Genomic DNA, 26,053 nt, shown 5'->3' with positions numbered 1-26,053 from the left:
TTATTAAATAAGGAGGAAACGCCTTGATCCAGGAGTTATGGGGAAGGGAACACCATCATTCGGAAGAATGAACAATGGCTGGACACACATTAGATGCCCAAGGTGCGGTAGGCATGCCTACAACCCAGTAAAGGGCTACTGCGCGGCCTGCGGCTGGGGCAAATCAAAGAAGATCAGGCGCTACTCATGGCAGAACAAGAAGGTCAATAAGGTCAGGGTCCGTTAAATACATTAATCCACAATATCCATTACGCCTCATCCTCAGTACTCCTGAACTGCTTGAGGTAGTCCTTTGGTGGTGGTTCTCTTGCGTATAGTTCCTTCCTCATTGCCTCTAGTAATTCATCTTCACGATTGAGCAGTCTAGCGTACGTCATTATCGAGATTCCCTGCCTATCTGCCTCCTCGAATAGTACCCTCAATGTGTTTCTCCAGTTTAGGTCCCTTAGTGTGTGGTGGGCTATGACTAATTTATTGAGGAAACCAGCCCTTACTATCGTAGTGAGACTCCTAAGGGCGGTGCCGAGGTACTCCTCACCAAAGCCCCTTCTTGCTAGGTATATGGGTGGCCCACCAACCACTAATGTCTGTGGTTTCATGGCCATTATATAATCGATTGCTAATTGCGAGACTGGCCCCTCAACATCTGGCATGAACGTTAATGATTCATCCCCATCAATCACGGTGATTGCTATAACCTTGCCGGTCTTTGCGTTATCTTCACCGTGTGGCAATGACCGCGATGTTACTAGTCTCGTTGAACCCATGGTGAACTCTTTACCGTCAGCAAGCACCAAGTCCTTCGCAATACCGTCAACGGCCTGCCTTAAACCATAGTACCTCCTTTTTTGGCTCCAATTCTCATCTTCAGGTGATTTCATTAATATAACTTTATCGTTGTATACTTTCCTATAGCTCTCGCTTGTCGTGTACATGTAAATACTTGGGTACGGCACAGTGAAATGATCCCTGTGGTAGTGGCTTATGAATACGTATTTCGCCTCCTCAGCATATTTCTCAAGGATACCCCTTAACGCCTTGACCCTCTCTAGTTCGCGGGGATGCGGTGGTAATCCATATCTATTTGGTGATAGGCTTATTCCTGGGTCCAGGAGTATTGATAAGTCCTTGGTCCTTATGAACATAGCCATTGACCTGACGCCAAGGCTTTCCTCGGCTATCGGTATTAACTCCATTGCCCAGTTAATGCGTGTAAGATTTATAATATCTTTAGTCTTTCTATGTCTCGGTGAATGGCTTTAGACTAGGCTTCGTTGGTAAGTCATCAACCTGGAGCCTACTCAAGAGCCTGGTCTTCCCTGACTATGTCTCGTTGAGATACGTTAATGATGATCACGATTGCAAGGAACTTGACTTAGTTATTGTGGAGAGGTACATGGCTGACCTTGTTCATTGTCAGAAATCCTTCCTTCTCAGCGATGCCAGTATCGATGGTGTCATAGAGACCGTGATCAAGGGCTTAGGACTTAGCTACTTGAACGTTGGTATTGACGTTGGTAATTCCAGGTGTGGTGTCATTGTTCTTGTGGAAGATATCCCAATAATGCACGTAACCCTTGGGTTCGCTAGACTCATGAGGCTCATGAGAAGGATATCCAGACAGCTAAGTGTTAACTTGATAATTGGTACGAGTCCCGGTGTCTCTAGTTTAGTTAGGGATCTCCTTGAGTCACTGAGTGACGTTAATGTTAAGGTAAAGGTCATCAATGAGGACATGGTCAATGGAAAGAAGAACCTGTTTAGAAGCAGGTATCCCTACTTAACTATTGATGAACTTGACAGCCTCGTGTACGCCTTTACTGGACTCACAACCACGCAATCATGAACCGCCCCCAGCACTTGTAATAAAGTATTATATACATAATATTGCTATAATACCTGTAGAATATACTAAATTCATGCGCATAATAACAGTAATCCTTATAAAATAATTATCATGAAAACTACCGATGCCAATAATCATTAAATGCCACTCCTGTGGTTTCATATTCTATAATGATGAACAACTCAAGAGTATCGATGAGGTACTCAGGCAATGGGGCTACAGATGCCCAGTATGCCTAAGTCCCTTGAGTAAGATTCCCCTGTCTAAACGCGTAAAGGGTTCAGTCTTGCCCTAATTCATTATTAAAGTTAAAAATAGACCTTGTTAGGTAGCTCTGTACTATGATTAAGGCATGGTTCGATGCATTAACGGCTAAGCAGGCCAGGATTGCCGCAGTACTAAGCCTTGAGAGCAGGCAGGAGGACATTGACTTCATAATCACGTGTAGAAACTATGACTACGTTGAGGAAGTCCTGGGCATGTTTGGATTACGTTATGAATGCGTCGGCCGCCATGGAGAAAGCCCAAGGGATAAACTAGCTAAAGGCATTGAGAGGCAGTTGGCATTGCTTGATGTGGTTAAGGATTTTGATGTTCATGTTTCATTGACATCGCCCGACGCGATCAGGATAGCCTTTGGCCTAGGTAAACCCATAGTGGCATTAACTGACACGGTGCATTCCCGCTTCGTTAATAAGTTGACCCTTCCGTTGGCAGACTCCATAATAGCGCCATACGCTATACCCATGAGTGAGTGGGCCCGTTATATACCAAGTGCAGAGATTGATAAGGTTAGGGCTTTTGACGGATTGTTTGAACTTATGTGGATTAACAGGTTTAGGCCCACGGGTGAGTCCATAGGCAGGCTTGGTCTCAGGAGTAGGGAGTTCGCTGTAATTAGGTTTGAGGAAGCAAGAGCCTCTTACTATGACTATGGTGACAAATCACGATTATTAATCAGAATAGCTAGAAACATACTTGAGAGAGGCTATTACGTGGTCATGTTCCCAAGGTACCCATACCAAGAGGAAATGATTAAGTCCGAGTTAGGCTTGTTCCTAAGGCTCGGTAAGTTAATAATACCGAGGGGCATGAGACTTGATGGACTCGACTTATCATGGCATGCAAGGCTCGTGATCACCGGGGGCTCAACGATGGCCCACGAAGCCGCGTTACTGGGCACACCGGCTATTAGCTACTTCCCACAGCATTACTACATAGATGACTACCTGGTGAGTAAGGGGTTACCACTCCATAGATGCGTTGGTGATGATTGCATGGATATACTTGAGTCTATCCTTAAGTCTGACATTGAGCATGTGGATACAAGTAATGTTGTGAGTAAAATGGAGGATCCCACCGGCCTCATCATTAGTGAGATGAGGAGACTCGTGGATACGTCTAGAAAGTGACATTATTCCTAAGTATTCTTAGTGGGTAATTATTATTAAGGTGGTTTGTTATCGATGACACGATGAGGATCTTAATAACCGGTTCCTCAGGTTTTTTAGGGAAGAACCTTGTTAATTGCATGAGGAGTAGAGGCCATGACGCAAGGGGGCTTGACGTTGTTAAGTCGGAAACCACGGACTACATAATAGACATAACTAAGAGGGATAGCGTTCTTGATCTCTCAAGGGAGGGATTCAATGCAATAGTGCACCTTGCAGCCTTTCCAAACCCAAGGACGTTCACTAACGCAGGCGCACTCAGGGGACTTGATGTTAATGTAGTTGGTACAATAAACATGTTGGAGCTAGCCAAGTCCTTGAACGCAAGGTTCCTACTATACTCCACATCTAACGTGTATGGTAAGCCCCTTAAATTACCCGTCACTGAGGATGACCCATTAAGGCCCTTTGAGGGTTATGGCTGGAGTAAGGTTGCTGCTGAGGCTGTCTCCATGTCATACCACGTTGTTCACAGGCTGCCAGTCACAATATTCAGGCTGTGGAAGCCCTATGGACCCTACGATAATGGCGTAGTCGGGATATTCATAGCCAAGGCGCTTAAGAACGAGGAGTTACTCGTTAATAATGGTGGTGTGGACACCACTGACTTCCTTTACGTTGAGGACCTATGTGATGCAACTGACATGGCGCTTAGAAAAAATGAAGCCGTCGGTCAAGCATTTAATATTGGACTTGGAATCGAGACATCAATACTTGACTTGGCTAAGTTAATTGTCAAATTAACAGGTTCCAGTTCCAGGATTACCGTACAGCCGCAGACCGCGGAACCCTTCAGGAGTTACCCAGACGTTAGTAAGGCGATGAGGATCCTCGGATTCAAACCAAGATATGACCTAGCCAGCGGCTTGAGGGTCACCATTGATTGGTTCAGGCGAAACCCATGATCACTAATTACGTAGTAATTGCCGTATTATCCTTCTTCTTATCATTAATCACTGTACACGTAGTATCCAGGGTGAGAAACCCTAGGTTACTCGCGCCAGATGCACATAAGCCATACAAGGTCCTGGTACCAAAGATAGGTGGTATCTCCATATTGATCTCCATGTCCGCCGTTACTGTTTATGCCTATATAATAAATGACTTGAGACTACTTGCCCTTGGTTTAGTGACTATAACCGTGGGTTTGATCGGGCTGGCTGATGACCTTAGGGGATTACCAGTCAGTGTTAGGGTTTTCCTGCCTCTTGTTCCGGCATTAATAATACCGGTGGTTGTTCATGGCTACATATACATACTACTGATTGGGCATGTCCACTACTTCCTTGTGGTTGCCTTCCTCTCGCTGCTCGCGGTTACTGTTATGGCTAATGCAGTTAACATGATGGATGTAATGAACGGCATAGTGCCCATCTCAACGCTCATGATAATAACTGTTAGTGGTGTTATCTCATATTTTGCGGGTTATGGCTATGCCCTACCGGCCACGTTAATATTAATAATGATGATCCTACCACTCGCCATTTATAATAAGTACCCAGCCAAGGTCTTCAATGGTAATGTTGGTAGTTACGCGCTTGGTGCCATGATTGGCGCCTTCATGGTGCTATACAACGCCGGCACCCAGGGACTCATAGCCTCACTACCATACATAATAAATGGCTTCCTAATAGTCATAACAGCAAGGGGCTTCAGGCCCAGGGAAACACTGAAGAGACCAGTAATTGTAAATGACGGAGTGATACATGCAAACAAGACACCAGGTTCACCGACAACACTAGTCAAGTTAATCGTTATGAGAAGACCAAAGACAGAGAGGGAGGTTGTACGGGATATACTGCTTCTGTTCCTAATAACGAGCCTTGCCGCACTCATCCTTTTGGCATTCATTATTTAACCACGACGGCCTCCTTCAAGTTTATGTTCGAACCCTTGGCAATGTATATATTTCTCATGTTACTTAGTTCCCTGAGAACACCGAGGTAAAATGTTGCCTCCATGAAGTCCGTCTGCTCCTCAAGGCTCCTGGGCTTCCTCTTCCTGACCGTATTTATGAATTCTTCAATGCCCATGTTGTACTTACGCTCTAAGTCCTTAATCATCACCTTAAACGTCTCCCGCCTATACTCACCATAGTCATTAAGACAGGGTGGTGGGCTCAACCCAACTTGCCTCGTTAAATTAACTATGTATGGGCATGTCGCTGGGTCCCTACCAGCTGGGCAATGTTCCTGACAAACAATCATTGCATATCTCAAAATCCTCTCCAAGACGCCCAATGGCATTATTACGTATTCCTCTTCAGGGTCAGGTTTAACGTCCATTGGCGATCATTAGCAAGTCCTGGAATCAGTAAATAAAGCTTTCAAGCACATTCTTTACTAATCACGGTACCCATAGGCGTTGAATCAAGTACCGCACCCCTCTTTATAACGGCCAAGACCTTATTCCTACCCAACTCGTAACTTAACCATCTATAGTTAGGCGTATCCCAAACGACTATGTCCGCCAAATAACCAGGCTGTATAATGCCTCTGTCCCTGAAACCGAGACTGTATGCCGCGTTTACTGTGGCCGCCATTAAGACCTCGATGGGAGCCATACCGAGTAAGTACGTGGCTAGTTCCATGGCATATTGCATGTTTAGGGACCAGGAGTTTGGGCTGAAGTCCGAGCCAAGCGCAATGGGTACGCCCGCACCCCTTAATGCCTTAACTGGCGGCCTCTTACTACTCATTAGTGAGAGTATCGTTACAGGCAATAGGGTCGCCACCGAACCTCCCTCGGCAATTAACCTAGCGTTCTGCTCGGGTAAGTTCAGTAGGTGATCAAGTGATGCAATGCTGAATTCCCTAACCAAGTCACTACACCCGATATAGGCTATTTCATCAGCATGAAGCCTAAGCCCAAAGCCCCTCCTCGATGCCTCTCTAAGGATGCCCCTGGTTTCCTGTACCGTAAAAGCCCCCTCATCGCAAAACACATCAACAAACTTTGCCAAGCCTTTTACCTTATCGAGAGAACCCATCACCATGTTAACGTACTCCCCTCTATCCATGTCCCTTGGTGGCACGTGAACCAGGTACGTCGGTACGACATCAATGGGCGCCTTGATTGATGGATCATTAATTATCCTGAGAAGCCTGATTTCTTGGTTTAGTTCAATGCCATAGCCGCTCTTGACCTCTATCGTAGTCGTGCCGTACTTAGCAACCTCAAACAACCTGTTAAGTAGTATCCTCCTAAGTTCATTATCCGTTGCACCAACCGTGGCGCTAACAGTCCTGTAAATACCACCACCTCTCCTGAGTATTTCCTCATACGGAACACCCTCAAGCTTAAGTTCAAGTTCATCCTCCCTAGAACCGGAAAAGAGTAAGTGTGTGTGCGGATCAATGAGTCCAGCAGTCACCAAGGACTCCTCCGCAGGTATCCTGCACTCACCCTCATACTTACTACCTATGGTATCCCACGAACCCACTTCAATTATTTTATTGCCATCAACCGCAATACCCGCGTTTTCCATAATTAAGACCTGGTCACCATACCTCCAGGGCATTGATTTAGCCGTGACCAACTGCCCTATTGGACCAATGAGTAGGGAGACCCTGCCCATACGGCGACTGCTTGGTGTATGTTTAAAAAGATTTCATTTTAACCAATCAACGTGGCAATGGATAGAGAGAGGATTAAGGACATTGCCCTTAAGCATGCATTGGTTAATGCGGTTAGGTTCAATGGTAAGGCGAGCATTAATGCCGTGATTTCCAAGGTGTTTGCCGAAGACCCATCTCTGAAGTCCATGGGCAGGGACGTGGCGCAGATCGTTAAGGAGGTAGTTGATTACGTGAACTCCCTGAACATTGATGAACAAAGGAACCTGCTAATGAGTAGGTGGCCTGAGGCCCTTGGTGAGAAGAAGACCGAGTCCTATAGGAAGGGCATTGAGGATCTGCCACCGTTACCCAATGATAATAGGTATGAGACAATAACCCTTAGGTTTGCCCCAAATCCTGATTTCGTTCTACACCTGGGTAGCGCAAGGCCTGCGATAATTAACTACGCCTATAAACTGAAGTACGAGGGCCTTGGTAAAAGGGCTAAGTTCATACTTAGGTTTGAGGACACCGACCCAAGGACCAAGAGACCGCTTCTTGAGGCCTATGACGCCGTCAGAGAGGACCTCCGGTGGCTTGGTATTAAGTGGGATGAAGAGTACATACAGTCGGATAGGTTGGAGATTTACTATGACATGGCCAGGAAGATACTCGCCAAAGGCAATGCTTACATCGCCGCAAAGGACACTGAGTGCACGCCAGATGATTGGAAGAAGTCCAAGGTAACGGGAAAACCATGCAAGAATAGGGTAGCTGACCCAAGCGTTAACCTAGAGCTTTTCGATAAAATGCTAGGTGGGCATTACAGGGAGGGCGAGGCAGTGATGGTGCTAAAGACGGACTTACAGCACCCAGACCCAAGCGTTAGAGATTGGGTCGCCATGAGGATAATAGACACCACCAAGTACCCACACCCGAGGGTTGGTTCTAGGTACATTGTTTGGCCAACGTATAACTTCTCCGTATCAATCGACGACCACCTAATGGGTATAACACACATACTCAGGGCCCAGGAGCACTCCGTGAATACAACCAAGCAATCCTTTGTCTATGCACACATGGGCTGGGAACAACCTGAAGCCATACACTTCGGTAGGCTCAAAATAGTGGGCATGACACTGAGCAAGACTAGGCTTAAGTCCCTGGGCATTAGGTGGGATGATATTAGGTTACCAACACTGGCGGGCCTTAGGAATAGGGGTATTCAACCTGAGGCCATTTGGAATATAATGCTTCAGGTTGGCGTTAAGCCAACGGATGCCACAATAACCTCCGACAACCTCTTTGCAGAGAACAGGAAACTAATTGAACCAAGGGCCAATAGGTACATGGCAGTGATAGGCCCCATTAAGGTGATTATTGAGGGCATTAATGAGCCGCTAACTGCTAGGTTGCCAATGCACCCATCATACCCAGAACGAGGACGTAGGTCAATCACCCTTAAACCAGGTAATAACAGAATCGAACTATTCATAAGCAGGTCGGATTACGATAAGGCAAGTAGGGGCTCCGTGATTCGACTCATGGAGCTCATAAACATTGAGGTAACCGAGAAACTCGACAATGCCTTAATTGCACACATGCACAGCAAGGACCTAGAGAGCGCAAAGAAAACCAACGCACCAATAATACAGTGGGTGCCATTGGATGGAGTATCAATAAGCGTGGAGAGACCCGATGGCATGAAACTAATTACTGACAAGGGACTGGCAGAACCAGCCGTTGGACAGGTAAGTAATGGTGAAATAATTCAATTTATGAGGTACGGCTTCGTGAAGAAGACTTCAGATGGCAATTTCATATACGTACACGACTAATGATCAATACCGCCAACGCCCCTTAACAACACCCTATAATCACCGAGAATAACTTCCTTCAACCGCTTAATTGTGAAACCCCTTGCAATTGCTGCAATAGACACACCACCAGCACCAACACCCTCCTTCACGAAACCCTCCTCATAAGCCCTCAAACCCTCATGCGGCATATCACTGAAGCTCAGATTCACTGAGGCCAACGGAACCTCCGCTATCTCCCTAATAAGACCAACGAGATCCGCCGTCCTATCACCAATTAGCCACTCAGTTGTTCCAATCGCCACGTTACTAAGCGTGCCTTTGTCCAAGTGCTTAATGAAAGCAAGGACGGCAGCCATCTGAGTACCACCAGCCAGGAGTACCTTGGCGCCCTGCCTAGCGGCACCAATGGCTATTGCACCAATAGCTAGAATCACTGGGTCACCAACCCTTGACACGGCCTCCAACGGGTCCTCCAACGGCTTATCAATACCCGCGTTCTTCAAGGCTTCTCTGGCAACCGTGATCTTTAAGTCCCTTGGATTAACGGGGGATGCGCTGGACATCTTATTCCACGCGTCGTAGCCCATGGCCACTAGGAACGCCATGGCCGTAGTAGTTCCCGCAGGTATTGATTCGCCAATAACAATTGCCCCACTCACCCTCGCTAGGTTCTCACCGAGGATAACTCCATTATCGAAGGCTCTATTAACGACGTTTCGATTAATTGCAAGGCCAGTCTTAATGTCCCTACCAGGCTCACCCTGCAGGTCAATGATGGGTATGTTCGGCCTAACCCTAGTTCCTGCATTGACAACGAGGACCCCAGAGCCCGTTAGCTTGATCGCGGACCTGGTGATTAACGCCGGTGTTGGCTTACCATCTGGTGTCATGGGCACGGTGGGTATTACGCGGCATCTACCAAGCACTAGGTACTCGGCATCAGCCGCCGGTGTGTAGTGGGTTAGTTCGGGCTTGGCCCCGGCGATGGTTATTCCCGGCACCAGGCTCGTGTCGGTGGTTCCTATGACCAGGGTGAAAAGGAAGCCTTTGCCTAACTCCCGCATATGGCTTGAGAAATCGCCCAAATGAACTGTTACTGCCTCCATAACGAGTTAGGATAGGAATCCTACTTATAAGTACTTACCTCCAGCGATTTAACCAGCAACCAAAGCACGTAATTAACGGGAGTACTCACGCCAACCTCCCTACCCCTAGTCACTATGGCTCCATTTACGTAATCGACCTCGGTCCTACGACGATTAAGTACGTCCTGCAACATTGATGATTGATTATCCCTAGTGGCCTCAGCAACCCTTAAAGTCTCGGCCAATGGATCACTGGGCAACCCAATGCCCAGCCTATTAACCACATCAACACCCTCCATAACCACCGCCCCCACCAACGCCCTAGCATTAGGATCCTCAAGAATCACGCCATTCCTAGCCCTCAGTATCGCGGTTATTGGGTTTATGGCCGCGTTAATAATAACCTTTAACCACCTGTAGGGCTCAATATCATCAACCACCCTAACATTGGCACCCCCGGCCTTTAGGACATCGGCAACCTCACCCACGGAGCTCGGCAGTATCACCTCACCAACGCCCCTAACCTCAGCCACACCGCCACTCCTCGTAATGCCGTACGTAATGACAGCGCCATAACCAATACCGAGCCTCTCCCGGATTAATTCAACGTTGCCAATGCCGTTCTGAAATGCCACGGGAGTATTAACCACCTTATCAATTATGGACTCCGTGTCATAGGCCTTAACGGCAATTAAAGTATACTTAACACCACTGGGTAATTTATCAACGAGCTTCACCCTGACCTCATGCTCTTCACCAAATCTGATAATGTAACGACCATAGTGAGTCCTCGTCACGACATACGGCACGTAACCAGCATTATTGAGGAAGTGGGCGAGGAGAATACCCACACCGCCAAGTCCAATTATCCCAAACACCATTAATCCCTGATTAATCCTTAAAATAAGCATTATACGCATGAAATCCGTGAGGGTTATTGAGATATTCAAGTCTTGGCAGGGTGAGGGACCCAACGCGGGTAGGGAGGCCGTCTTTCTAAGGCTGGCCCTTTGCAACCTAAGGTGTTCGTGGTGTGACACTAAGTATTCATGGTTTGGCGGAACTGAAATGAGCGTTCATGACGTGTATGAAGCCCTAATGAAGACCGCCGGCGGCGTAAGGCACTTGGCGGTGACTGGCGGTGAGCCGCTGCTCTGGTCCCGTGAGTTACTCCAATTATTGCGTTTCATGAAGGCCCAGGGATTCTTCGTGGAGGTTGAGACGAATGGCACACTTAGGCCCGGCGAGCTCGTTAACTACGTCGATGAGTTCAACGTATCGCCCAAGCTATCCAACTCGGGCGTTTCAGTAAGGCTTAGGGTTAATGAGTTGGCCATTAGGGATTTCGTGATGAGTGGCAAGGCCATCTTTAAATTTGTTGTTGATAAGCCTGGGGATGTTAATGAGGTTCTTTGGTTCATTAATAAATTCAGCATACCACGTGATAGGGTCTACTTAATGAGTCAGTGCACGACACGTGAGGAGTGCATTGCAAAGGATGAGGGCGTTACCAAGCCCATGGCCGTGAAGCTCGGCGTTAATTACACACCGAGACTCCATATTTTAATGGGGTTCAAGTGAAAGCTTAAATACTCATGCACGGCCCAGGTCAGGATGTGCACAATTGGTGGGGTACTGATCTTTGGCGATAGGTTAGATAGGGATAGGGCCAAGAGGATTGAGGAGGTTCTGAGGATGATCATTGTTAAGGGCGAGGAGAGGGGCCGTGACAGCTTCGGCATCGTTGCCCTGGACAAAAACGGCGAGTTGAACGTGTTCAAGAGCAGGGATAGACCAAGCATTGCGGTGAGTAGGATGCCCAGCATCATCAATGAGAATACGGTGGCTGTAATATTCAACAATAGGGCTGAGCCAACGACGGAGTACGTGAGGGCTAAGACGGAGGATGACATACAGCCGATGATTGGCGAGCACGTGGTGGTGGCCCACAACGGCACGATAGCGAACGATAAGGACTTGGAGACCAAGTTTAACCTGACCCGTAGATCCAGGATAGATACGGCAATACTCCCACCCCTACTTGAGAGGCTTTGGGATGGATCGCTGAATGGGCTTAGGGATGCGTTGATTAACCACGTCATTGGTAGTTACGCGCTGGCGATAATGGATACCCACAGGCCCGGCAGGGTATGGTTCGTCACAAACTTTAAACCGCTGTACATGGCCTGGTACAGTGACCTGAAGGCCCTATTCTTCGCGAGCCTAGATGATTACTTAATTGATGATCAAGGCAGGCCCATTTGGGACACGCCGGCCATAAGGCGTGTGGAGCCGTACACGGCCATGGAGGTTGGGGTTGACGGTACCTGGTCCACGGTATCGCTGAGGAGGGAGGAGCAGGGTAGGAGGAGGGTTCTCGTAATAGCAAGCGGTGGGCTTGACTCAACCACAGCGGCCACGTACCTACTTAGGCAGGGTTACGATGTGACACTGCTACACTTTAATTATGGGCATAGGGCTGAGACTCAGGAGGATAGGGCTGTCAGGAGGATTGTGGAGTTTCTCGGTGTTCCATTGCTCGAGATAAACATGGACTTCTTCAGGGTAGTTAGGCACTCGCCACTCCTTGGTGATGGTGAGATCAATAGGATTGACAGAGGTAGGGAAGGGGCGGAGTTTGCGCATGAGTGGGTTCCGGCTAGGAACTTCGTCTTCATAGCTCTGGCAACAGCCATTGCTGAGGCTTACGGTTTTGACTACATAGCCACTGGAATTAACTTGGAGGAGGCTGGTGCCTATCCAGACAATGAGATGGAGTTCATTAGATTGCTCAATAAAGTGATGCCGTACGCAGTTGGGCCTAATAAGCATGTGGAGTTGATAATGCCCGTGGGGCACTTGGTTAAGCATGAAATCGTTAGGCTGGGTCTCGAGACTGGTGCACCGCTTCACCTGACCTGGAGTTGCTATGACAATGGCGAGAAACACTGCGGCAGATGCGGACCCTGCTATATGAGGAGGTGGGCGTTTAAGATTAATGGCGTTAGAGATCCCGTGGAGTATGACCTACCAAGTGAGGCCGAGGAGGAATTTTGGAGGGGTACAAGGCTGTACGAGGCTCCTAAAAAGATAAGTCGATAATGCATGGTGTTGATTTTAGACTTAATTTTGGAAGACCTATTGAAATTATTAAGGATTCATCGTTTACCTTGTGTTAATTCGAGCAAGGGTTTATGGTTCTTCGTTATTGTTAGTTCTGGGTGAAATACCGTGGGTATCATACTGTTTTCCTGGACGGTAGCAATGACACTGCCAAGCTTAGGGCTTAATGCTGTCCAACTGTCTTGCGCTACTCGAGACCTTGACAGTGGCTGGCGCCCTAACTGTGCCCATTATATACTTTAACTTTTCACGGTACTCCCTGGCCTTCCACGGTCTTTTCACCACGGCTTCCTTAAATACACCCACTCAACTCATAATGTGATGCGTCTACCAACATTACTACTGATTGGTGCGGTAATAATTGCCTTAGCCCTTGGAGCAAACCTACATGCTCAGGGTATGGCAACACAGACTGTAACTACTAACAACGCGTCCTCAAGCATCTCTGTTGGTTCCAGTGGTTTGATTACTTCGTATAATGTGCACCTACTTATTGCCGAGCACTGGGTCACTGCTCTGAATGCCTCTGGTATTAACTCAACGACTGTTGTTGAATTGATTAATAAAGCCGAGGCCTATGCCTCGGAGGGTGATTACGTTGATGCCATTGCCACGCTTAATTCAGCCATAAAACTAGCGACTGGGTTAATGGCTGGCGTTAACTACAATGTGACCCAATCGGTGTTAAATAATCTCCATGAAATGGCCACCAGTGTGAACTCGACGGTTATCAATAACCTGGCTAATAACGAAACAATAGCTAATTTCGTGATCAAGACTCTCTCCTCCCCTGTAATAAATGGCACGCCAATTATAATGAACGTGGTTTTGACAGCCCTGAGTAACGCAAGGACACTGCTGGGCGCAAATGCAACGCCTGGAACACTAACCGGCTTAAGCACTGCGATATACATACTAACCAGTGTAAGTAATAACCTAAGTAATGCTAGTATTTATTCAAACGCCACGGCCAAGGAATTAGCAATCTTAAGGGCTGAGCTGACCATGGCATCATTACTACTGCCAGTAAAGGAGAGAGGCACCGTAATTATATACATTGTGACCCCAAGACTTGAGCAGCTTAACGCCAGCGCATTTGCCTCCTTAAGGCAGTTATCCATGGAACTAAACACCACATTACCCAAACCGCAGCAACTGGCGCAGTGCTACCTTCAATTAAGGGAACTGTTAAACTCGTTAACTAACTCGTCGACTGGCGAGACTTACGTAAATACCAGTGAATTACTTAACGAATACTCCTCATGCCTAGCCCAGACTAATGCCCTAATCAATGCATCAAACACCACCCATGCACTGATTGCAGGCTTCATAAACGCAAGTAATGAACTAAATAGTGAAGGATTGACGAACCTAACGCCATATGTACTTAATGCATACAATCAGTGCAGGTATGAGCTATTAAATGCGTTTAATAGCGGTAATATAACGCTCATTAAGCAGACATTAGAGCAATGCAGGTTAAGGCTACATGATTACATGTATAACCTGCAGTACGCAGGCCAGGTAATGAACATAACCAGGGGTTACCTATACTACGTGAATTCCACAATCAGTAACCTAGTCAGGCAATATGGCATTAGTGGCGTAACCCCAACCCTATGTTATGTTAAACTTAATAATAGTGTAATGAGTAACATAACGTCTATCCTGAGGGAAGCGCTTAATGGCACAATTACGCCAATTGAGGCACAGTACTTAATAAATGAGTACCTGAACAGCTTACTTAATTCATCGCAATCGATGGTGGCTGGGTGTCTCGGCATAAATATTGGACCACCACGTATCCACGTACCAACCTCGGCTTGGAATACAACACTTCCTGTAGTAACCGGTAAAATGCTGATTTACGACAATGGAACCTCCAGACTAATAATTAATGTAGTCAACCCAACCCAAACCGCAATATACATAACTGGGCTCGGTATTGGAGGATTATCCTGCAAATTCTCAAGTATAATTACCATAGGTGGTAATGCTCATGGTAGTATTGAGGCGAGTCTCATCACGGCAAACTACGAGTTCATTGGAATGGAGAACATAGGCGTTTTCGGCAGTATCTCCGCGCCTCAGGGCATTACGGCCAGTTGCACTGGGCAACTCCTATCGCCATATTCACCAGCCGTAATTAATGGTGAATTATACCTAGGGAACGGTGGTAATGTTACGTTTTACATAATTACCATGAACCTGAACAATATGGTTAATTACGGCTGGTGAAATACAGCAGGTACCCTTCAATTATCCCTTAAATTCATCATCACCACGGGCCTATTCCTCTCAACATTAAACACCCTAGCTATCAATGGGCACTTGGCCCTAAATAGGAAGAGAACATTACTGAGTCTAGGTCTCCTTTCCATGAATGTCTCCAGGTTATCAAGCCCCTTGGAAATAACGAGATCATAGCCCATCAACTCCCTGACCACCTCGTCATACCAAAATGCCGAGTAATTACTTGGTAATGCCCTGGTCTCTGCATTGGTGCTTCCTGCCTTATTGGCAACGTAATCATGCGTGACGTCAACTTCATACGGCTTACTCTTTACGTACACTATAACCTTAATACCCATCGAGGTTAATTTCTTGGTGAGAAGTAGGTCAAATTGAAACTCACCGGCATTATCAACCAGGTATGCAATATTTCTAGCATGGGTAAGTCTATTCCTTAGGTCCGTAGGGTCTGTGCCCAACCAAGTGGGCTCCTCAAGTATACTCCTCATGAAATCATCAATGTTAAAGTCGTAACCCCTCATTGGTATATCAACGGAGTTTGCCGATGTCGCGAGCCTCACGTAATCAATAATATCATCACTAAGGCTTAACCTATTTATTAATTCCCTTGCCGTTTTCTCAAGCATTAACTTCTCATAACCATGCGGTTCCACAATATTAAGGGACCTTGTCATGTGATTAAACGATTCAATAAACACAGTTGCCCTACCCAAAGGTGCCAGGTTCATCACTACCCTACCCAAGTCAGTGAAGGATCTAGCGTCGTTAATACCCAACCTCCTCAACTCACCAAACCTAGACTCAAGGACGCAAAGCAGGCAGTCACTGATGCTTATGTACCATGGATCACGCATTACAATCACCTCACCACCCTAACCCTCCTCCTCATCGTCACTGGACCACCCTCATTAAATCTCTCCTCAAGCCATGGATCACCATTATCATGATAGCCAAGGGATTCCCAGTAACCAGGCTCATTACTGTCCATGATTATTAACTCACTAAGGTACTTGGCGCTTTTCCAGCCATAGCGCGATGGTACAACTAGCCTCAGTGGAAAGCCATTTTCTCTTGGCAGTATTTTCCCGTTCATTGCATAGGCTATTATTGTTGTTTCCTCAAGCAAGGCACTCAATGGTAGGTTTGTTGTGTATCCGTCGATGCCCACGGCCATTACGTAATTGTCTCTGGGTTTTGCCATATCCATTACGTATCTAGTGGGTACTCCTCTCCATGCCACATTTTGAATACTCCAGCCCGTAACACAATGGAAATCAGTAACTAGGTCTATGCAGGGCACTTTCGTGAGTAGATCCACGTATGCAATCTCAACCTTATTCTCGACGAGACCCATCACCCTAAGCCTATAGCTAAGTAGATCAATGTCTTTTGGAGGATCATGAACGTCATAAATTATGAAGCGAGGAATGACCCTCTGGTTTGGAGGCAATTCGCGTTTATAGGTTAATTTATTGCATGGCCTGTTTAATGCCAACCTAAAGACTTCATCATTTACATTACTCACAATCTTGCTGAATCGAATCGTCTTTAATAATTTGTGTTTGAAGTCCATTAAAATTAACATTGAACATAACATATGTTAACCCTTATACTGTGATACATATTACAATTCACAATTATAGATTGGCGAATATTGTAATAATGCTTAAATATATTATAAGAACTTTAAATCTATGGTGCTTTCTAAAAATCCGGTGGATGTTATTAGAGATAGAAAGTTCTCGCAAGGCGAGGTTGCCGACTCACTTAGGCTTGCAATTATAGCAGAGCTTGACGCCATAAACCTATACCTGCAATTATCTAGGTTGATTGACGACGAAAAAGTTAGGAGAGTCTTTGAGGATATCGCAAAAGAGGAGAAGACACACTTCGGTGAGTTTCTCACATTACTTAAGTCCTATGATCCAGAGCAAACCGAGCAGTTAAAGTCTGGTTCAACAGAGGTTAGTGAATTGACTGGCATTAAGGTATCAGCAAATGACCCTAATAATGATCAGAGGGGGTTAAGCTCGACCAATAATGCTACTGATCCTCCACTTGACGTGGTTTCATCATCGAATTTAAGCCCTGAAGAACTTAGGTACATACAGGATAGGGTTAAGGAAGCAGCTAATGGAGTGAGGAGGTTTAGGAAGCACTTAACCGTTTACGAGGCTGGTCCTGGGCTTGATGCCGTACCGCTCGATGAGGCTGTTACTGGTCCTCCAGTAACTGCTACGAGGTCCGTGATACCACTTAAGGAATTAAGCGTGAAGTTCTCAATATCACAGAGACAGATTGAGTATACTAGGGCTAGGGGCGAGAGAGTTTACTCGGTAATTGCTGATCAGGCAACGATTAGGCTTAGTTATGAGGAGGATTCAACAATACTTAATGATATTCTGGGTAATCCCAAGGTTAAAACCATGGGCATCTCATCATGGGATACACCTGGCTCAGCGGTTACTGAGGTGTCGAACGCCGTTAATACGTTATATGGTAATTACATACCCGAACCACATGTCTTATTCGTAAGTCCTGGCAGATATACGAAGCTTTTAATGGTTGTTGAGAGGACAGGCGTCATGGAGTTAACAAGGGTTAAGTCTCTGGTTAAGGACATAGTCATTATTCCCCAGTTAAGGGACGACACTGCACTGTTACTATCTGCCCATCATTCAGTCATTGATATAGCCGTGGGTGCGGACACGGCATTGGTATACCTAGGCCCTGAGGATGGGACTCACGGCTTCGTACTATGGGAGACGCTGGCAGTTAGGATTAAGGATCCTAGGGGCGTGATTATTCTTAAGCAGAGTGCCTAGTTGGGATGCGTTTTACATAGATAGTTAGAATTAAATACTTAGTACGTGCTTTGTCTTTCGTGGGTTTCATAAACCTATTAATAAATATATTTAACTATATTGGGATAGTGGCGTTCGCGGCATCAGGCGCCTTCAAGGCCTATGAGAAAAAACTGGATATACTGGGTGGCATTGTCCTTGGCTCCTCTGTTGCCCTTGCTGGTGGTATAATTAGGGACGTACTCATTGGTGTGTTCCCACCAACCAACATTGTTTACTTACCCTATCCAATAATCGCGATAGTGGCATCATTGGCTGCATACGTGTTTTACCCATGCATTTCTAGGTTTAGGAATGCCCTCATGTATGCAGATGCAATTGGATTAGGTACTTTCTCGGCTGTGGGCGCTGAGGTTGCTGTTGAACATGGTCTCAATATACTCGGTGTAATTCTAATGGCTGCAGTGACGGCGGCGGGTGGTGGCGTTATTAGGGACGTACTTGCCGGTGAAGTACCCGTGATCTTTAAACGGGATATTTACGCCACGGTAGCCATGATGGGTGGTATTATATACGTGGTCTTTAGGTCACTAATGGGCAGTGAAACTGCCGTACTGGCAACTGCAATAATTGTCATTGTTATTAGGTTCGTAATAATAATGAGGGGTCTCGATAAAACCTATATATCAATACGCATAACGTCACAAACACAATAAAAAAGACCCATGGTTCGAGCTAATCCTCATTCACATTTATTCCCAATTCACGGGCAGTATTCATAAGTCTCCTCATGTGGTTCCATGATTTATCCTTAACAATAGCAATGTTACCCGTAACCTCCACATCAAGCCCCAGTTTGCTTATGGTGGATTTTAATCTTTCATACGTTTCCCTGTCCATTACTGCCACGTAATTACCTCCTGGTTCTTTTCGTCGACTCACGTTCAGCCCCGCCACCCTCACCACCGGTGCTCACCCCAATACCCAAAGCCTTCTCCACACTCTCTAGGGAATAACCCATCACCCTCATTAGGCGCTCAAGTAATTTCTTTTTAAAGGCGTCACTGGATGCCATTAGTCTGAGCAGTGGCACGTAGTAAAGCGTAACCTCGGAGCTACTTGCATGAAGTTCAATCCTAAGCCTGTTTATCAGCGTATCCCTTAATTGCCTAATCTCCTTCGTCTTCGCCATCAACCTAATCCTCTCTGGGAATGCCAACCTAACGAACCTAGCCAGTGGAGGCTTGTTATGAACCAGCGCCACTCCCGCCGTCATTAACTCAAGCATATAGGGCATTAACTCCCACTCCTGCGTCCTAGCTATCCTGCCCTTAACTACGTCAGATAGGGATAGGTTGTCGAGTGCACTGCTAATTGCATCCATTGACTTTGCATATACTGACGGTATGTTATCCAGAGCCCAGGGATAATAGCTTTCCCAGTCAAAGCTAGGTAGGAATGTTACTGACCTGGCCTCGTCAAACCTCCTCGCATGGAAAACCCTATCCAGTACCTTAAACATGTCGAATTGATGAGCCCTCTCAGTCACAGTAACGTCATCCCTGGTCAAGACCTTCTTACCCTCGGCCGCGGCCTGTAGATCATTTATTGCCGCCCTCACATCACCACCAGAGGCAACAGCAATCAACTTCAACGCATCTTCCTCGCACTTAATATCCTCACTATTGCAAATCCTCCTTAGTATCGTTAAGATATCGTCTTCGCCCAAGGGCTTTAGTTGAATGACTGCAGCCTCATCCCTTAACTCCCTGAACTTGGGATCCCATGGATTGTTCGCGGTCATTATAATGGGCCACGTGGATTCCCTAATCAACTCCACAATAGCCGCCAAGCCTCCCCTATCCTCCCTAACATTAAGTCCATCAACCTCATCAAACAGTATTATCCTACCCCTAAAGCCAAATAGTGAACCCATCTTCATTGAACCGCCAATTACCTGCCTAATTCTATCACCGGTTCTAATGTCACTGGCATTTAGCTCGAGGACCTCGTAACCTTTTTCATTGGCTAATGCGTAGGCCAGTGTTGTCTTACCGGTGCCGGGTGGGCCCACGAGCATCACGGCCTTCTTACTTGGTTTACCCTTTTCCCAACTATTTATCCAGTCAAGTAATGCCCTCTTGGCTTCCTCCTGGTTAACGACATCAGAAAGCCTTCTTGGGCGGTACTTTTCAATCCAAGTAATCCTCCTTGACAACAGGGTCACCTCCTCTTACTGGGTGCCTTGGTTTCCTTACTGGCCTCCTTACCGGCTCCTAACCCATACTTCTTACCAACCAGCATTAATCTTGCCAAGAATGCGGAGAGTTGAATCTCCTCATCAGAGCCCTCGGTAAGCCTATAATCAATGTCAGCCGCAATCTCCGCAACCTCCACCTTAGCTTCCTCAGGCACATTAATGGCGCCACTCAATATTTGCCTCTGTATGGCCCTTAGTATTTCCGTACCAGATACACCGTGCTCATACATCAACGCCCTTAACTTCTCACGCGCCTTAATGAAGTCACCGCTGAACGCGGTATTAACTAGGTCAACAATGTCCTTAGGCTCTATGTAACCCACCGTCTTATAAATGACCTCAGGTGTTATTTCCCTAGACGTGGCTGCAGCCGCCTGTAGTGTGTTTATTGCTCTTCTCATGTCTCCTTGGCTTATGTCCCAGATGGCCTCTAGGGCTTCGTCGGTTACCTTAACGCCCTCCCTTGAGGCAATATCCCTAAGCCTACCAAGCACCGCATCCCTAGGCAATGGAGAAAACCTAAACATAGCACAACGAGACTGTATTGGGTCAATTATTCTAGATACGTAATTAGCTATTAGTATGAACCTAGTAATGTTAGCATACATCTCCATCATCCTCCTAAGGGCTTGTTGGGCGTCGGAGGTCATGTTATCAGCCTCATCAAGAATAATCAATTTATACGGTGCCTTACCCATCGGTGCCGTCCTTGCGAACTCCTTAACCCTCTCCCTAATCGTGGTTATTCCTCTTTCGTCGCTTGCATTCAGCTCCAGGACGTTCTCACGCCAAGCATCACCATAAAGCTCATGGGCTATGGCAAGGGCCATGGTGGTCTTACCAGTACCAGGAGGACCGTAGAAGAGCATGTGAGGCATATTACCTGCCTTAAGGAATTGCCTTACTCTATCCTTAACCTCCTCTTGGTCAATAATGTCATCAATCCTAGAAGGCCTATACTTCTCAACCCATATCAATTCTGCGATTGACATTGCGATTAATTATTGAGTCCCGGCTAAATAAGTATTCCTAGGATTAATTTAGAGGAAATATTGTTATAGGATCGGAATAGAGTATCTAGGGCATTAGCCATAAATAGAGGGGGTCGCCAAGGGGTTTCCCTTCGTGCTGCAGAACCAAAGAAAATCTGCCAATTAATAATTTGCTAAAATTAAATATATTTGTATTCATTCCAATCAGAATTAAAAGATAATTATTCATTTCCAAGGTTTAGGAGTTTCATGACTTCGTTAGCCCTTGATCACGCAATTTATTGAGATAATTTATCTAATGTGTGCATGACTAATGGCGCTCCTATGGCGACCGGAACAAACGAATGGATAATTACAAGGACCGCCAAGATAAGTGATAAGTAGTGATGTAGAAAAATCGCCAACCAATTATTCATCCAACGGCCTCATCCTCACCTTGCGCTTGCTGCAACTCTCTCCGTTTCGTCCCTCCTTCTAATTGCGAATGACTTCTGGTCATTCTGTGCCGCGGCGATTAATTCCTCAGCAAGGCACTCCTCAATGGGCTTTGGATTATTGTAGGAACACTGCCTGGCACCCTCGGTGATCCATGTTATGGCTATGTCAAGTCTCCTCGTTGGTGAAACATCTACAGATACTGGGTAGGCTATACCACCATACACCACCCTGGTGATCTCCTCCCTTGGAGCCGCATTAACCAAAGCATCCACATAAACCTGTACTGGGTTTTGCCCTGTCTTTAGGTGTATTATATCAAAGGCCCTCTTGACTATGTTATAGGCCTTGTGCTTCTTACCGGCATTTTTACCAGGGTGCATTAATTGATTTATTAATCTCTCAATGGCCGGTATTTTGGCCTTACCAAACTTCCTCTTCTGATACCTACCGCCTGTGTGGGGTAAGTACGTGGGCTTAATGCATAGGTACCTCCTGAGACCTGGGTCCTTAATAACCACATTATCGAAGGTCCACTTACCGAATAACTTAATGGGCTCGCCATCCAGTGTCTTCAGGTCCCTTGGGCACTCCTCAATTATCGTTACTCCACCAACTTGGTAAGTAACTGTTTCCTTGGATAGTGTAATTCCTCGATCGCTCATTACATCGGTAAGGAAACGAGCACCTTTTTAAAGATTTGCCACACGACACTACAATACAGCCACCACAACCAATCCAATACTTATCCGCGAATATCACAGCACTAATCCATGGCAATAAGAGGGTTATCTCCGTAATTAAAATGATTATTTACCACGAAATCACGATAACGCGAGATTTAATTAAGGCGAAGAATGACATTCTGTACCACTTTTAACCCTTAACGACACCAATTGGTACATGCCTTGAAACCCTCTTAGCCATGCCCGTGGCCTCGGCAACCTCCGCCACCTTATCAACGTTCTTGTACGCCTCAGGGGCCTCCTCAGATATTATTTCGCTCTCGGCAGACCTAACAATTATTCCCCTACCTTCTAGAGAACTCCTGACCTTATTTGGCGGCAGCATCCTAACCGCGGCAGACCTACTCAGTGTTCTGCCCGCTCCGTGAGGCGCCGTGCCAAAGGTCACTTGGAATGACGTAGGTAGCCCAATTAATACATACGAGGCGGTACCCATGCTACCGGGTATCAAGACAGGCTGCCCAATGTCCCTATACTTAGGCGGTATTTCTGGCCTGCTCGCTGGGAATGACCTGGTGGCTCCCTTCCTATGCACAAGCACCTTCCTAACGTGGCCCTCATCATCGACTACGTGATCCTCAATCTTAGCAATATTGTGAGCCACATCATAGACTATCTCTAGACCCAACTTATCAGGGTCCTTACCAAAGACCCTCCTGAAGGCTTCCCTAACCCAATGCGTTATTATTTGCCTATTCGTCCATGCATAGTTGGCTGCGGCCTTCATAGCGGCTAAGTAGTCCTGGGCCTCCTTAGTGGTGAGAGGCATTGCCGCTAGCTCCCTATCCGGCAGAATTAGGTTCCACTGCCTCATCTTATTCTCGGCAACCCTTATGTAGTCAGTGGCGACCTGGTGACCAAGACCCCTACTACCAGTGTGTATTAGGACCATCACCTGACCCTCCCGCTCAATACCAAGTCTCTTGGCCAGGTCCGTATCAAATATCTTATTAATGACCTGGATCTCAATAAAGTGGTTGCCACTACCGGTCGTACCAAGCTCATCCTTACCCCTCTCCTTAGCTCTCTGACTAACCTTACTCGAGTCCGCACCCTCGTAATGCCCAAACTCCTCAATGAAGTTCTTATCATCACCCCAACCATAACCCTTACTCAACGCCCAATCAACACCCTCATCAAGCACCTTATCCAAGTCACCAAAGGATAGCTTAAGCAACCCGGTCTCACCGACACCAGCGGGGACTAACTTGAATATGGTGTCCACGAGCTCCCTTAACTTAGGCCTAACGTCTTTTTCCGTTAGATTTGTCCTAAGGAGTCTTACGCCACAGTTAATATCATAACCAATTCCTCCTGGACTTACCACACCTTGTTCCATGTCCATAGCCGCCACGCCACCCACTGGGAATCCATAGCCCTGGTGTGCATCTGGCAGTGCAATGCTGTACTTGTAAATACCTGGCAGGCACGCGACGTTAGCTGCTTGCTCCAACGTCATGTCTGTCTTCATTTTCTCAAGCAAGGTCTCATCAGCAAATATCCTAGCAGGTACCTTCATGCATGGCTTATACCCCTTCGGTATCTCCCATACATAATCGCTTATTTTCTTTAACGGTGGAACCATGATTAAGCCATTAATTCATCAATGGGTTAATAAAACTTCACTCTATATCCAGTGGGCTTGTAATTTTAGGTGTGTTTATGGTTATGAAAGGTTTAGACCTGGCTTGATGGGTAAGGTTAATTCCAAATTTAGTAATTGACGGTGAGGCCGCGACCAATGGTTACTCACTAACAATTGGTAAGCTGAGGGAGTTGGTTATACTAAGAGTTAGGCATTACCAAGTCACGTTTGATGGTAATAGGGACTTCCACGATAGGGTAAGGGTTAGGATAAAGGGATTGCCTACCTTTGACACGATATGGAACAATGTAATTAATGCGCATAACTCAGACATAGACTTCAGGATGGTCATTAGGGTTCATCTTCATAGGGATAATATTAAGAACGTAGAGCGTTAAGTCCCTACTTAGGAAATTCGCCGATGCACTAAGGGGTGATGAGAGGTTCTCCTTTCACATAAGGTCCATATCAAGGTTGGGTAGTCCAAATGATGATAGGGTTTATCCAGTCAGTGATGGTGTTGTTGAGGAGGTTAAGGGGTACGCAAGGTCGCTTGGGTTGAAGTTCTTCGAGTTACCATCACCGTACATATGCTATGTGTCGTGGTTAAACTCATTCGTAATAATGCCCGATGGAACACTGAGTAAGTGTACGGTTAGGTTCTACGAGGACATTAATAGGATCGGCAAGTTAAATGGCGATATGACGCTAACGATTGATGAGGATAAGCTGTTATGGTGGGCTAGGGGTATCATAAATAATAATTTAAGAATAGCGGCATGCCCAGCATTTAGTAAGGAGGGCTATGACTAAACCATTAAACGGCCTATTCAGTAGGTACCGAAGTATCCTAAACATCAGGGATGTCTCTTTACTTATTTACTCCAACATAATTAATAACATTGTTTATAATGTTACACAGTTTGCGTTGACAATCTTGGGTTTTGATACCATGAGTGTCTTTGGCGTTGCTCTGGTCTACGTGCTTTACGCATTATCGTCAATGGCGCGATTATTTAGTGGCATGGTAATCGACATATTTGGTCGTGAGAGGAAGGCGTTGGTGATTAGTAATGCCTTAATAGCCATGCTTTACCTAATTGCCTTCCTCGTATTAACTGTAATGGGGATTAATGCCCTGAGCCTTGTGTTAGTGCTTATAGTTATTGTCATTGGCATGAGCCTATATACAACGATGGGGACTGTAAGGAGTGCGCTGATTAAGGATTTACTAGGTAATGATAATGAGAAAATAACACTGTATACGTCATTAAACAACACATTGAGGTCGATAATTTCGGTATTTTCAACAGTGGTTTCAGGCTACCTACTATTCCTAAGCATCCACATCACTAAATACTTGATCCTATCCTCAGCCCTACTCTCCATAATTGCCCTAGCCCCATTAACTCTCATGGGGTATCACGGTAGAGCCACTGCTGGAGCCAACGTACAAGTCATTAAGCAGGGCTTTGTTAGGTTTGGGGAGTCGTTTAAGGAGAATACCGGTTTCAGGGCTATAATCCTAACGGTAACAGTCATCTACCTATTGATAATATCTCTTGACATACTGAGCTACAGCATATTATCCCTATACTACAATGTAGCTCTACTTGCAGGTATTGATAGTGTATTTGGTTATACCGGTGCAATTATTGGCTCCATGCTCACGCCTAGGTTTAGGGTCGGTAAGTTGAGGGTTGATTACACAATCCTAACCGCTGCGTTAATCGTCGGTTTAGGCTTTGGTATAATACCCATGCTCATTAGGAGCATGATTATTGCCGTACCACTGCTATTCATGGTAAACCTCATCTACAACATATTCATTAATGCGTTCTTCACGGTGGTGGGGAGCACCCTTATTTCCGTGGTTCCACGTGGTGAATTCAGGATCGTTTACTCATCTGCATGGGTATTATTCACAGCATCGCAGATAGCGAGCGCCGTTATTTGGGCCTTCATAGGCTCAGTCACTGGTGCGCCAAAAGCTATGGTAATCGCCATGGCAACAGGCATGATAACATCCCTCATATTTAATATGGCTTACGGCAAGGTAAGCCTCGAGGAAGAGAAGGATAAGAAGGGGTAAGAAC

At 46.2% G+C, this 26,053-nt stretch carries 28 protein-coding genes; 15 read left to right on the top strand and 13 right to left on the bottom strand.

Going from position 1 to position 26,053, the window contains the following annotated elements; all coding sequences use genetic code 11:
- The first annotated feature begins 37 nt into the window (after window positions 1–37).
- Window positions 38–226, top strand: a complete 189-nt coding sequence (locus Vsou_RS11660; RefSeq protein ID WP_188603340.1) for a 50S ribosomal protein L37e — start codon at window positions 38–40, stop codon at window positions 224–226.
- 22 nt (window positions 227–248) lie between these two features.
- Here Vsou_RS11660 and Vsou_RS11655 read toward each other — a convergent pair whose 3' ends face one another.
- Window positions 249–1,196 (bottom strand): MBL fold metallo-hydrolase, encoded by a 948-nt coding sequence (locus Vsou_RS11655; protein ID WP_188603339.1) that lies wholly within the window; start codon window positions 1,194–1,196, stop codon window positions 249–251.
- A 53-nt stretch (window positions 1,197–1,249) separates the two neighbouring features.
- Here Vsou_RS11655 and Vsou_RS11650 point away from each other — a divergent pair, with 53 nt between their 5' ends.
- The 5 genes from Vsou_RS11650 (at window position 1,250) to Vsou_RS11630 (ending at window position 5,155) form a co-directional block, all read left to right on the top strand.
- Window positions 1,250–1,846, top strand: a complete 597-nt coding sequence (locus tag Vsou_RS11650; protein ID WP_054844148.1) for a hypothetical protein — start codon at window positions 1,250–1,252, stop codon at window positions 1,844–1,846.
- Between the two features lie 124 nt (window positions 1,847–1,970).
- Entirely contained in the window at window positions 1,971–2,141 is a 171-nt protein-coding gene (locus Vsou_RS11645) for a hypothetical protein (protein WP_188603338.1), read from the top strand.
- 46 nt (window positions 2,142–2,187) lie between these two features.
- Window positions 2,188–3,258, top strand: a complete 1,071-nt coding sequence (locus tag Vsou_RS11640) for a DUF354 domain-containing protein (protein WP_188603337.1) — start codon at window positions 2,188–2,190, stop codon at window positions 3,256–3,258.
- Between the two features lie 62 nt (window positions 3,259–3,320).
- Entirely contained in the window at window positions 3,321–4,202 is an 882-nt protein-coding gene (locus Vsou_RS11635) for an NAD-dependent epimerase/dehydratase family protein (protein WP_188603336.1), read from the top strand.
- A complete protein-coding gene (locus tag Vsou_RS11630) occupies window positions 4,199–5,155 on the top strand; it encodes an MraY family glycosyltransferase (protein ID WP_188603335.1) in 957 nt (318 codons plus the stop codon). Before Vsou_RS11635 ends, Vsou_RS11630 begins: the two co-directional genes overlap by 4 nt.
- On the opposite strand, the gene Vsou_RS11625 is transcribed toward Vsou_RS11630, so the two are convergent.
- Window positions 5,148–5,582 carry a hypothetical protein gene (locus Vsou_RS11625; RefSeq protein ID WP_188603334.1) on the bottom strand — a complete coding sequence of 145 codons (435 nt, stop codon included), beginning with the start codon at window positions 5,580–5,582 and terminating at the stop codon, window positions 5,148–5,150. The two genes, Vsou_RS11630 and Vsou_RS11625, sit on opposite strands and share 8 nt — an antisense overlap.
- Window positions 5,583–5,623: 41 nt before the next feature.
- Complete coding sequence (gene hutI, locus Vsou_RS11620; RefSeq protein ID WP_188603333.1) at window positions 5,624–6,874, bottom strand: imidazolonepropionase; 1,251 nt, start codon at window positions 6,872–6,874, stop codon at window positions 5,624–5,626.
- Window positions 6,875–6,931: 57 nt separating this feature from the next.
- Between hutI and Vsou_RS11615 the strand changes: the two genes are divergently transcribed.
- Window positions 6,932–8,692: a glutamate--tRNA ligase gene (locus Vsou_RS11615; protein WP_188603391.1), complete on the top strand. Its 1,761-nt coding sequence runs from the start codon at window positions 6,932–6,934 to the stop codon at window positions 8,690–8,692.
- On the opposite strand, the gene cobT is transcribed toward Vsou_RS11615, so the two are convergent.
- Both cobT and Vsou_RS11605 read right to left on the bottom strand, forming a co-directional pair.
- A complete protein-coding gene (cobT, locus tag Vsou_RS11610; RefSeq protein WP_188603332.1) occupies window positions 8,689–9,780 on the bottom strand; it encodes a nicotinate mononucleotide-dependent phosphoribosyltransferase CobT in 1,092 nt (363 codons plus the stop codon). The two genes, Vsou_RS11615 and cobT, sit on opposite strands and share 4 nt — an antisense overlap.
- A 20-nt stretch (window positions 9,781–9,800) precedes the next feature.
- Window positions 9,801–10,670: a ketopantoate reductase family protein gene (locus Vsou_RS11605; protein WP_188603390.1), complete on the bottom strand. Its 870-nt coding sequence runs from the start codon at window positions 10,668–10,670 to the stop codon at window positions 9,801–9,803.
- Between the two features lie 7 nt (window positions 10,671–10,677).
- Here Vsou_RS11605 and Vsou_RS11600 point away from each other — a divergent pair, with 7 nt between their 5' ends.
- Complete coding sequence (locus tag Vsou_RS11600) at window positions 10,678–11,340, top strand: 7-carboxy-7-deazaguanine synthase QueE (protein ID WP_188603331.1); 663 nt, start codon at window positions 10,678–10,680, stop codon at window positions 11,338–11,340.
- 33 nt (window positions 11,341–11,373) lie between these two features.
- Complete coding sequence (gene queC, locus Vsou_RS11595; RefSeq protein WP_188603330.1) at window positions 11,374–12,861, top strand: 7-cyano-7-deazaguanine synthase QueC; 1,488 nt, start codon at window positions 11,374–11,376, stop codon at window positions 12,859–12,861.
- Between the two features lie 177 nt (window positions 12,862–13,038).
- Here the strand turns inward: queC and Vsou_RS11590 are convergent, their stop codons facing one another.
- Window positions 13,039–13,188: a hypothetical protein gene (locus Vsou_RS11590; protein ID WP_188603329.1), complete on the bottom strand. Its 150-nt coding sequence runs from the start codon at window positions 13,186–13,188 to the stop codon at window positions 13,039–13,041.
- 15 nt (window positions 13,189–13,203) lie between these two features.
- Here Vsou_RS11590 and Vsou_RS11585 point away from each other — a divergent pair, with 15 nt between their 5' ends.
- Window positions 13,204–15,120 (top strand): hypothetical protein, encoded by a 1,917-nt coding sequence (locus Vsou_RS11585; RefSeq protein ID WP_188603328.1) that lies wholly within the window; start codon window positions 13,204–13,206, stop codon window positions 15,118–15,120.
- Window positions 15,121–15,137: 17 nt separating this feature from the next.
- Here the strand turns inward: Vsou_RS11585 and Vsou_RS11580 are convergent, their stop codons facing one another.
- On the bottom strand, window positions 15,138–15,989 hold the full coding sequence (locus tag Vsou_RS11580) for an ARMT1-like domain-containing protein (RefSeq protein ID WP_188603327.1): 852 nt from the start codon (window positions 15,987–15,989) through the stop codon (window positions 15,138–15,140).
- 5 nt (window positions 15,990–15,994) lie between these two features.
- A complete protein-coding gene (locus Vsou_RS11575; protein WP_229709818.1) occupies window positions 15,995–16,660 on the bottom strand; it encodes a sulfite oxidase-like oxidoreductase in 666 nt (221 codons plus the stop codon).
- Between the two features lie 169 nt (window positions 16,661–16,829).
- On the opposite strand from Vsou_RS11575, the gene Vsou_RS11570 reads away from it, so the two are divergent.
- Window positions 16,830–17,960, top strand: coding sequence for a family 1 encapsulin nanocompartment shell protein (locus Vsou_RS11570; protein ID WP_188603325.1), 1,131 nt, complete (start codon window positions 16,830–16,832; stop codon window positions 17,958–17,960).
- Window positions 17,961–18,019: 59 nt separating this feature from the next.
- Window positions 18,020–18,655, top strand: a complete 636-nt coding sequence (locus tag Vsou_RS11565) for a trimeric intracellular cation channel family protein (protein WP_054843787.1) — start codon at window positions 18,020–18,022, stop codon at window positions 18,653–18,655.
- Between the two features lie 19 nt (window positions 18,656–18,674).
- On the opposite strand, the gene Vsou_RS11560 is transcribed toward Vsou_RS11565, so the two are convergent.
- The 5 genes from Vsou_RS11560 to Vsou_RS11540 all read right to left on the bottom strand — a co-directional run bounded on the left by Vsou_RS11560 (window position 18,675) and on the right by Vsou_RS11540 (window position 23,957).
- A complete protein-coding gene (locus Vsou_RS11560; protein ID WP_229709817.1) occupies window positions 18,675–18,839 on the bottom strand; it encodes a hypothetical protein in 165 nt (54 codons plus the stop codon).
- A gap of 13 nt (window positions 18,840–18,852) precedes the next feature.
- On the bottom strand, window positions 18,853–20,157 hold the full coding sequence (locus tag Vsou_RS11555; protein WP_188603323.1) for a replication factor C large subunit: 1,305 nt from the start codon (window positions 20,155–20,157) through the stop codon (window positions 18,853–18,855).
- 5 nt (window positions 20,158–20,162) lie between these two features.
- Entirely contained in the window at window positions 20,163–21,185 is a 1,023-nt protein-coding gene (locus Vsou_RS11550) for a replication factor C small subunit (protein ID WP_229709830.1), read from the bottom strand.
- A 437-nt stretch (window positions 21,186–21,622) separates the two neighbouring features.
- Entirely contained in the window at window positions 21,623–22,291 is a 669-nt protein-coding gene (locus Vsou_RS11545; RefSeq protein ID WP_188603321.1) for a 30S ribosomal protein S7, read from the bottom strand.
- Window positions 22,292–22,502: 211 nt separating this feature from the next.
- On the bottom strand, window positions 22,503–23,957 hold the full coding sequence (locus Vsou_RS11540) for an RtcB family protein (RefSeq protein WP_188603320.1): 1,455 nt from the start codon (window positions 23,955–23,957) through the stop codon (window positions 22,503–22,505).
- A gap of 191 nt (window positions 23,958–24,148) precedes the next feature.
- Here Vsou_RS11540 and Vsou_RS11535 point away from each other — a divergent pair, with 191 nt between their 5' ends.
- From Vsou_RS11535 to Vsou_RS11525, 3 genes are all read left to right on the top strand, one after another.
- Window positions 24,149–24,355, top strand: a complete 207-nt coding sequence (locus Vsou_RS11535) for a hypothetical protein (protein ID WP_054843785.1) — start codon at window positions 24,149–24,151, stop codon at window positions 24,353–24,355.
- Between the two features lie 76 nt (window positions 24,356–24,431).
- Window positions 24,432–24,770 carry a hypothetical protein gene (locus Vsou_RS11530; RefSeq protein WP_188603319.1) on the top strand — a complete coding sequence of 113 codons (339 nt, stop codon included), beginning with the start codon at window positions 24,432–24,434 and terminating at the stop codon, window positions 24,768–24,770.
- Window positions 24,763–26,049, top strand: coding sequence for an MFS transporter (locus tag Vsou_RS11525; RefSeq protein WP_188603318.1), 1,287 nt, complete (start codon window positions 24,763–24,765; stop codon window positions 26,047–26,049). Before Vsou_RS11530 ends, Vsou_RS11525 begins: the two co-directional genes overlap by 8 nt.
- Window positions 26,050–26,053: the final 4 nt, after the last annotated feature.

The sequence above is a fragment of the Vulcanisaeta souniana JCM 11219 genome, from assembly GCF_026000775.1.
In the GTDB taxonomy this organism is placed as follows: Archaea; Thermoproteota; Thermoprotei; order Thermoproteales; family Thermocladiaceae; genus Vulcanisaeta; species Vulcanisaeta souniana.
Note: the sequence above shows the minus strand (reverse complement) of the source record. Positions and strands in the feature narration are given on the sequence as shown.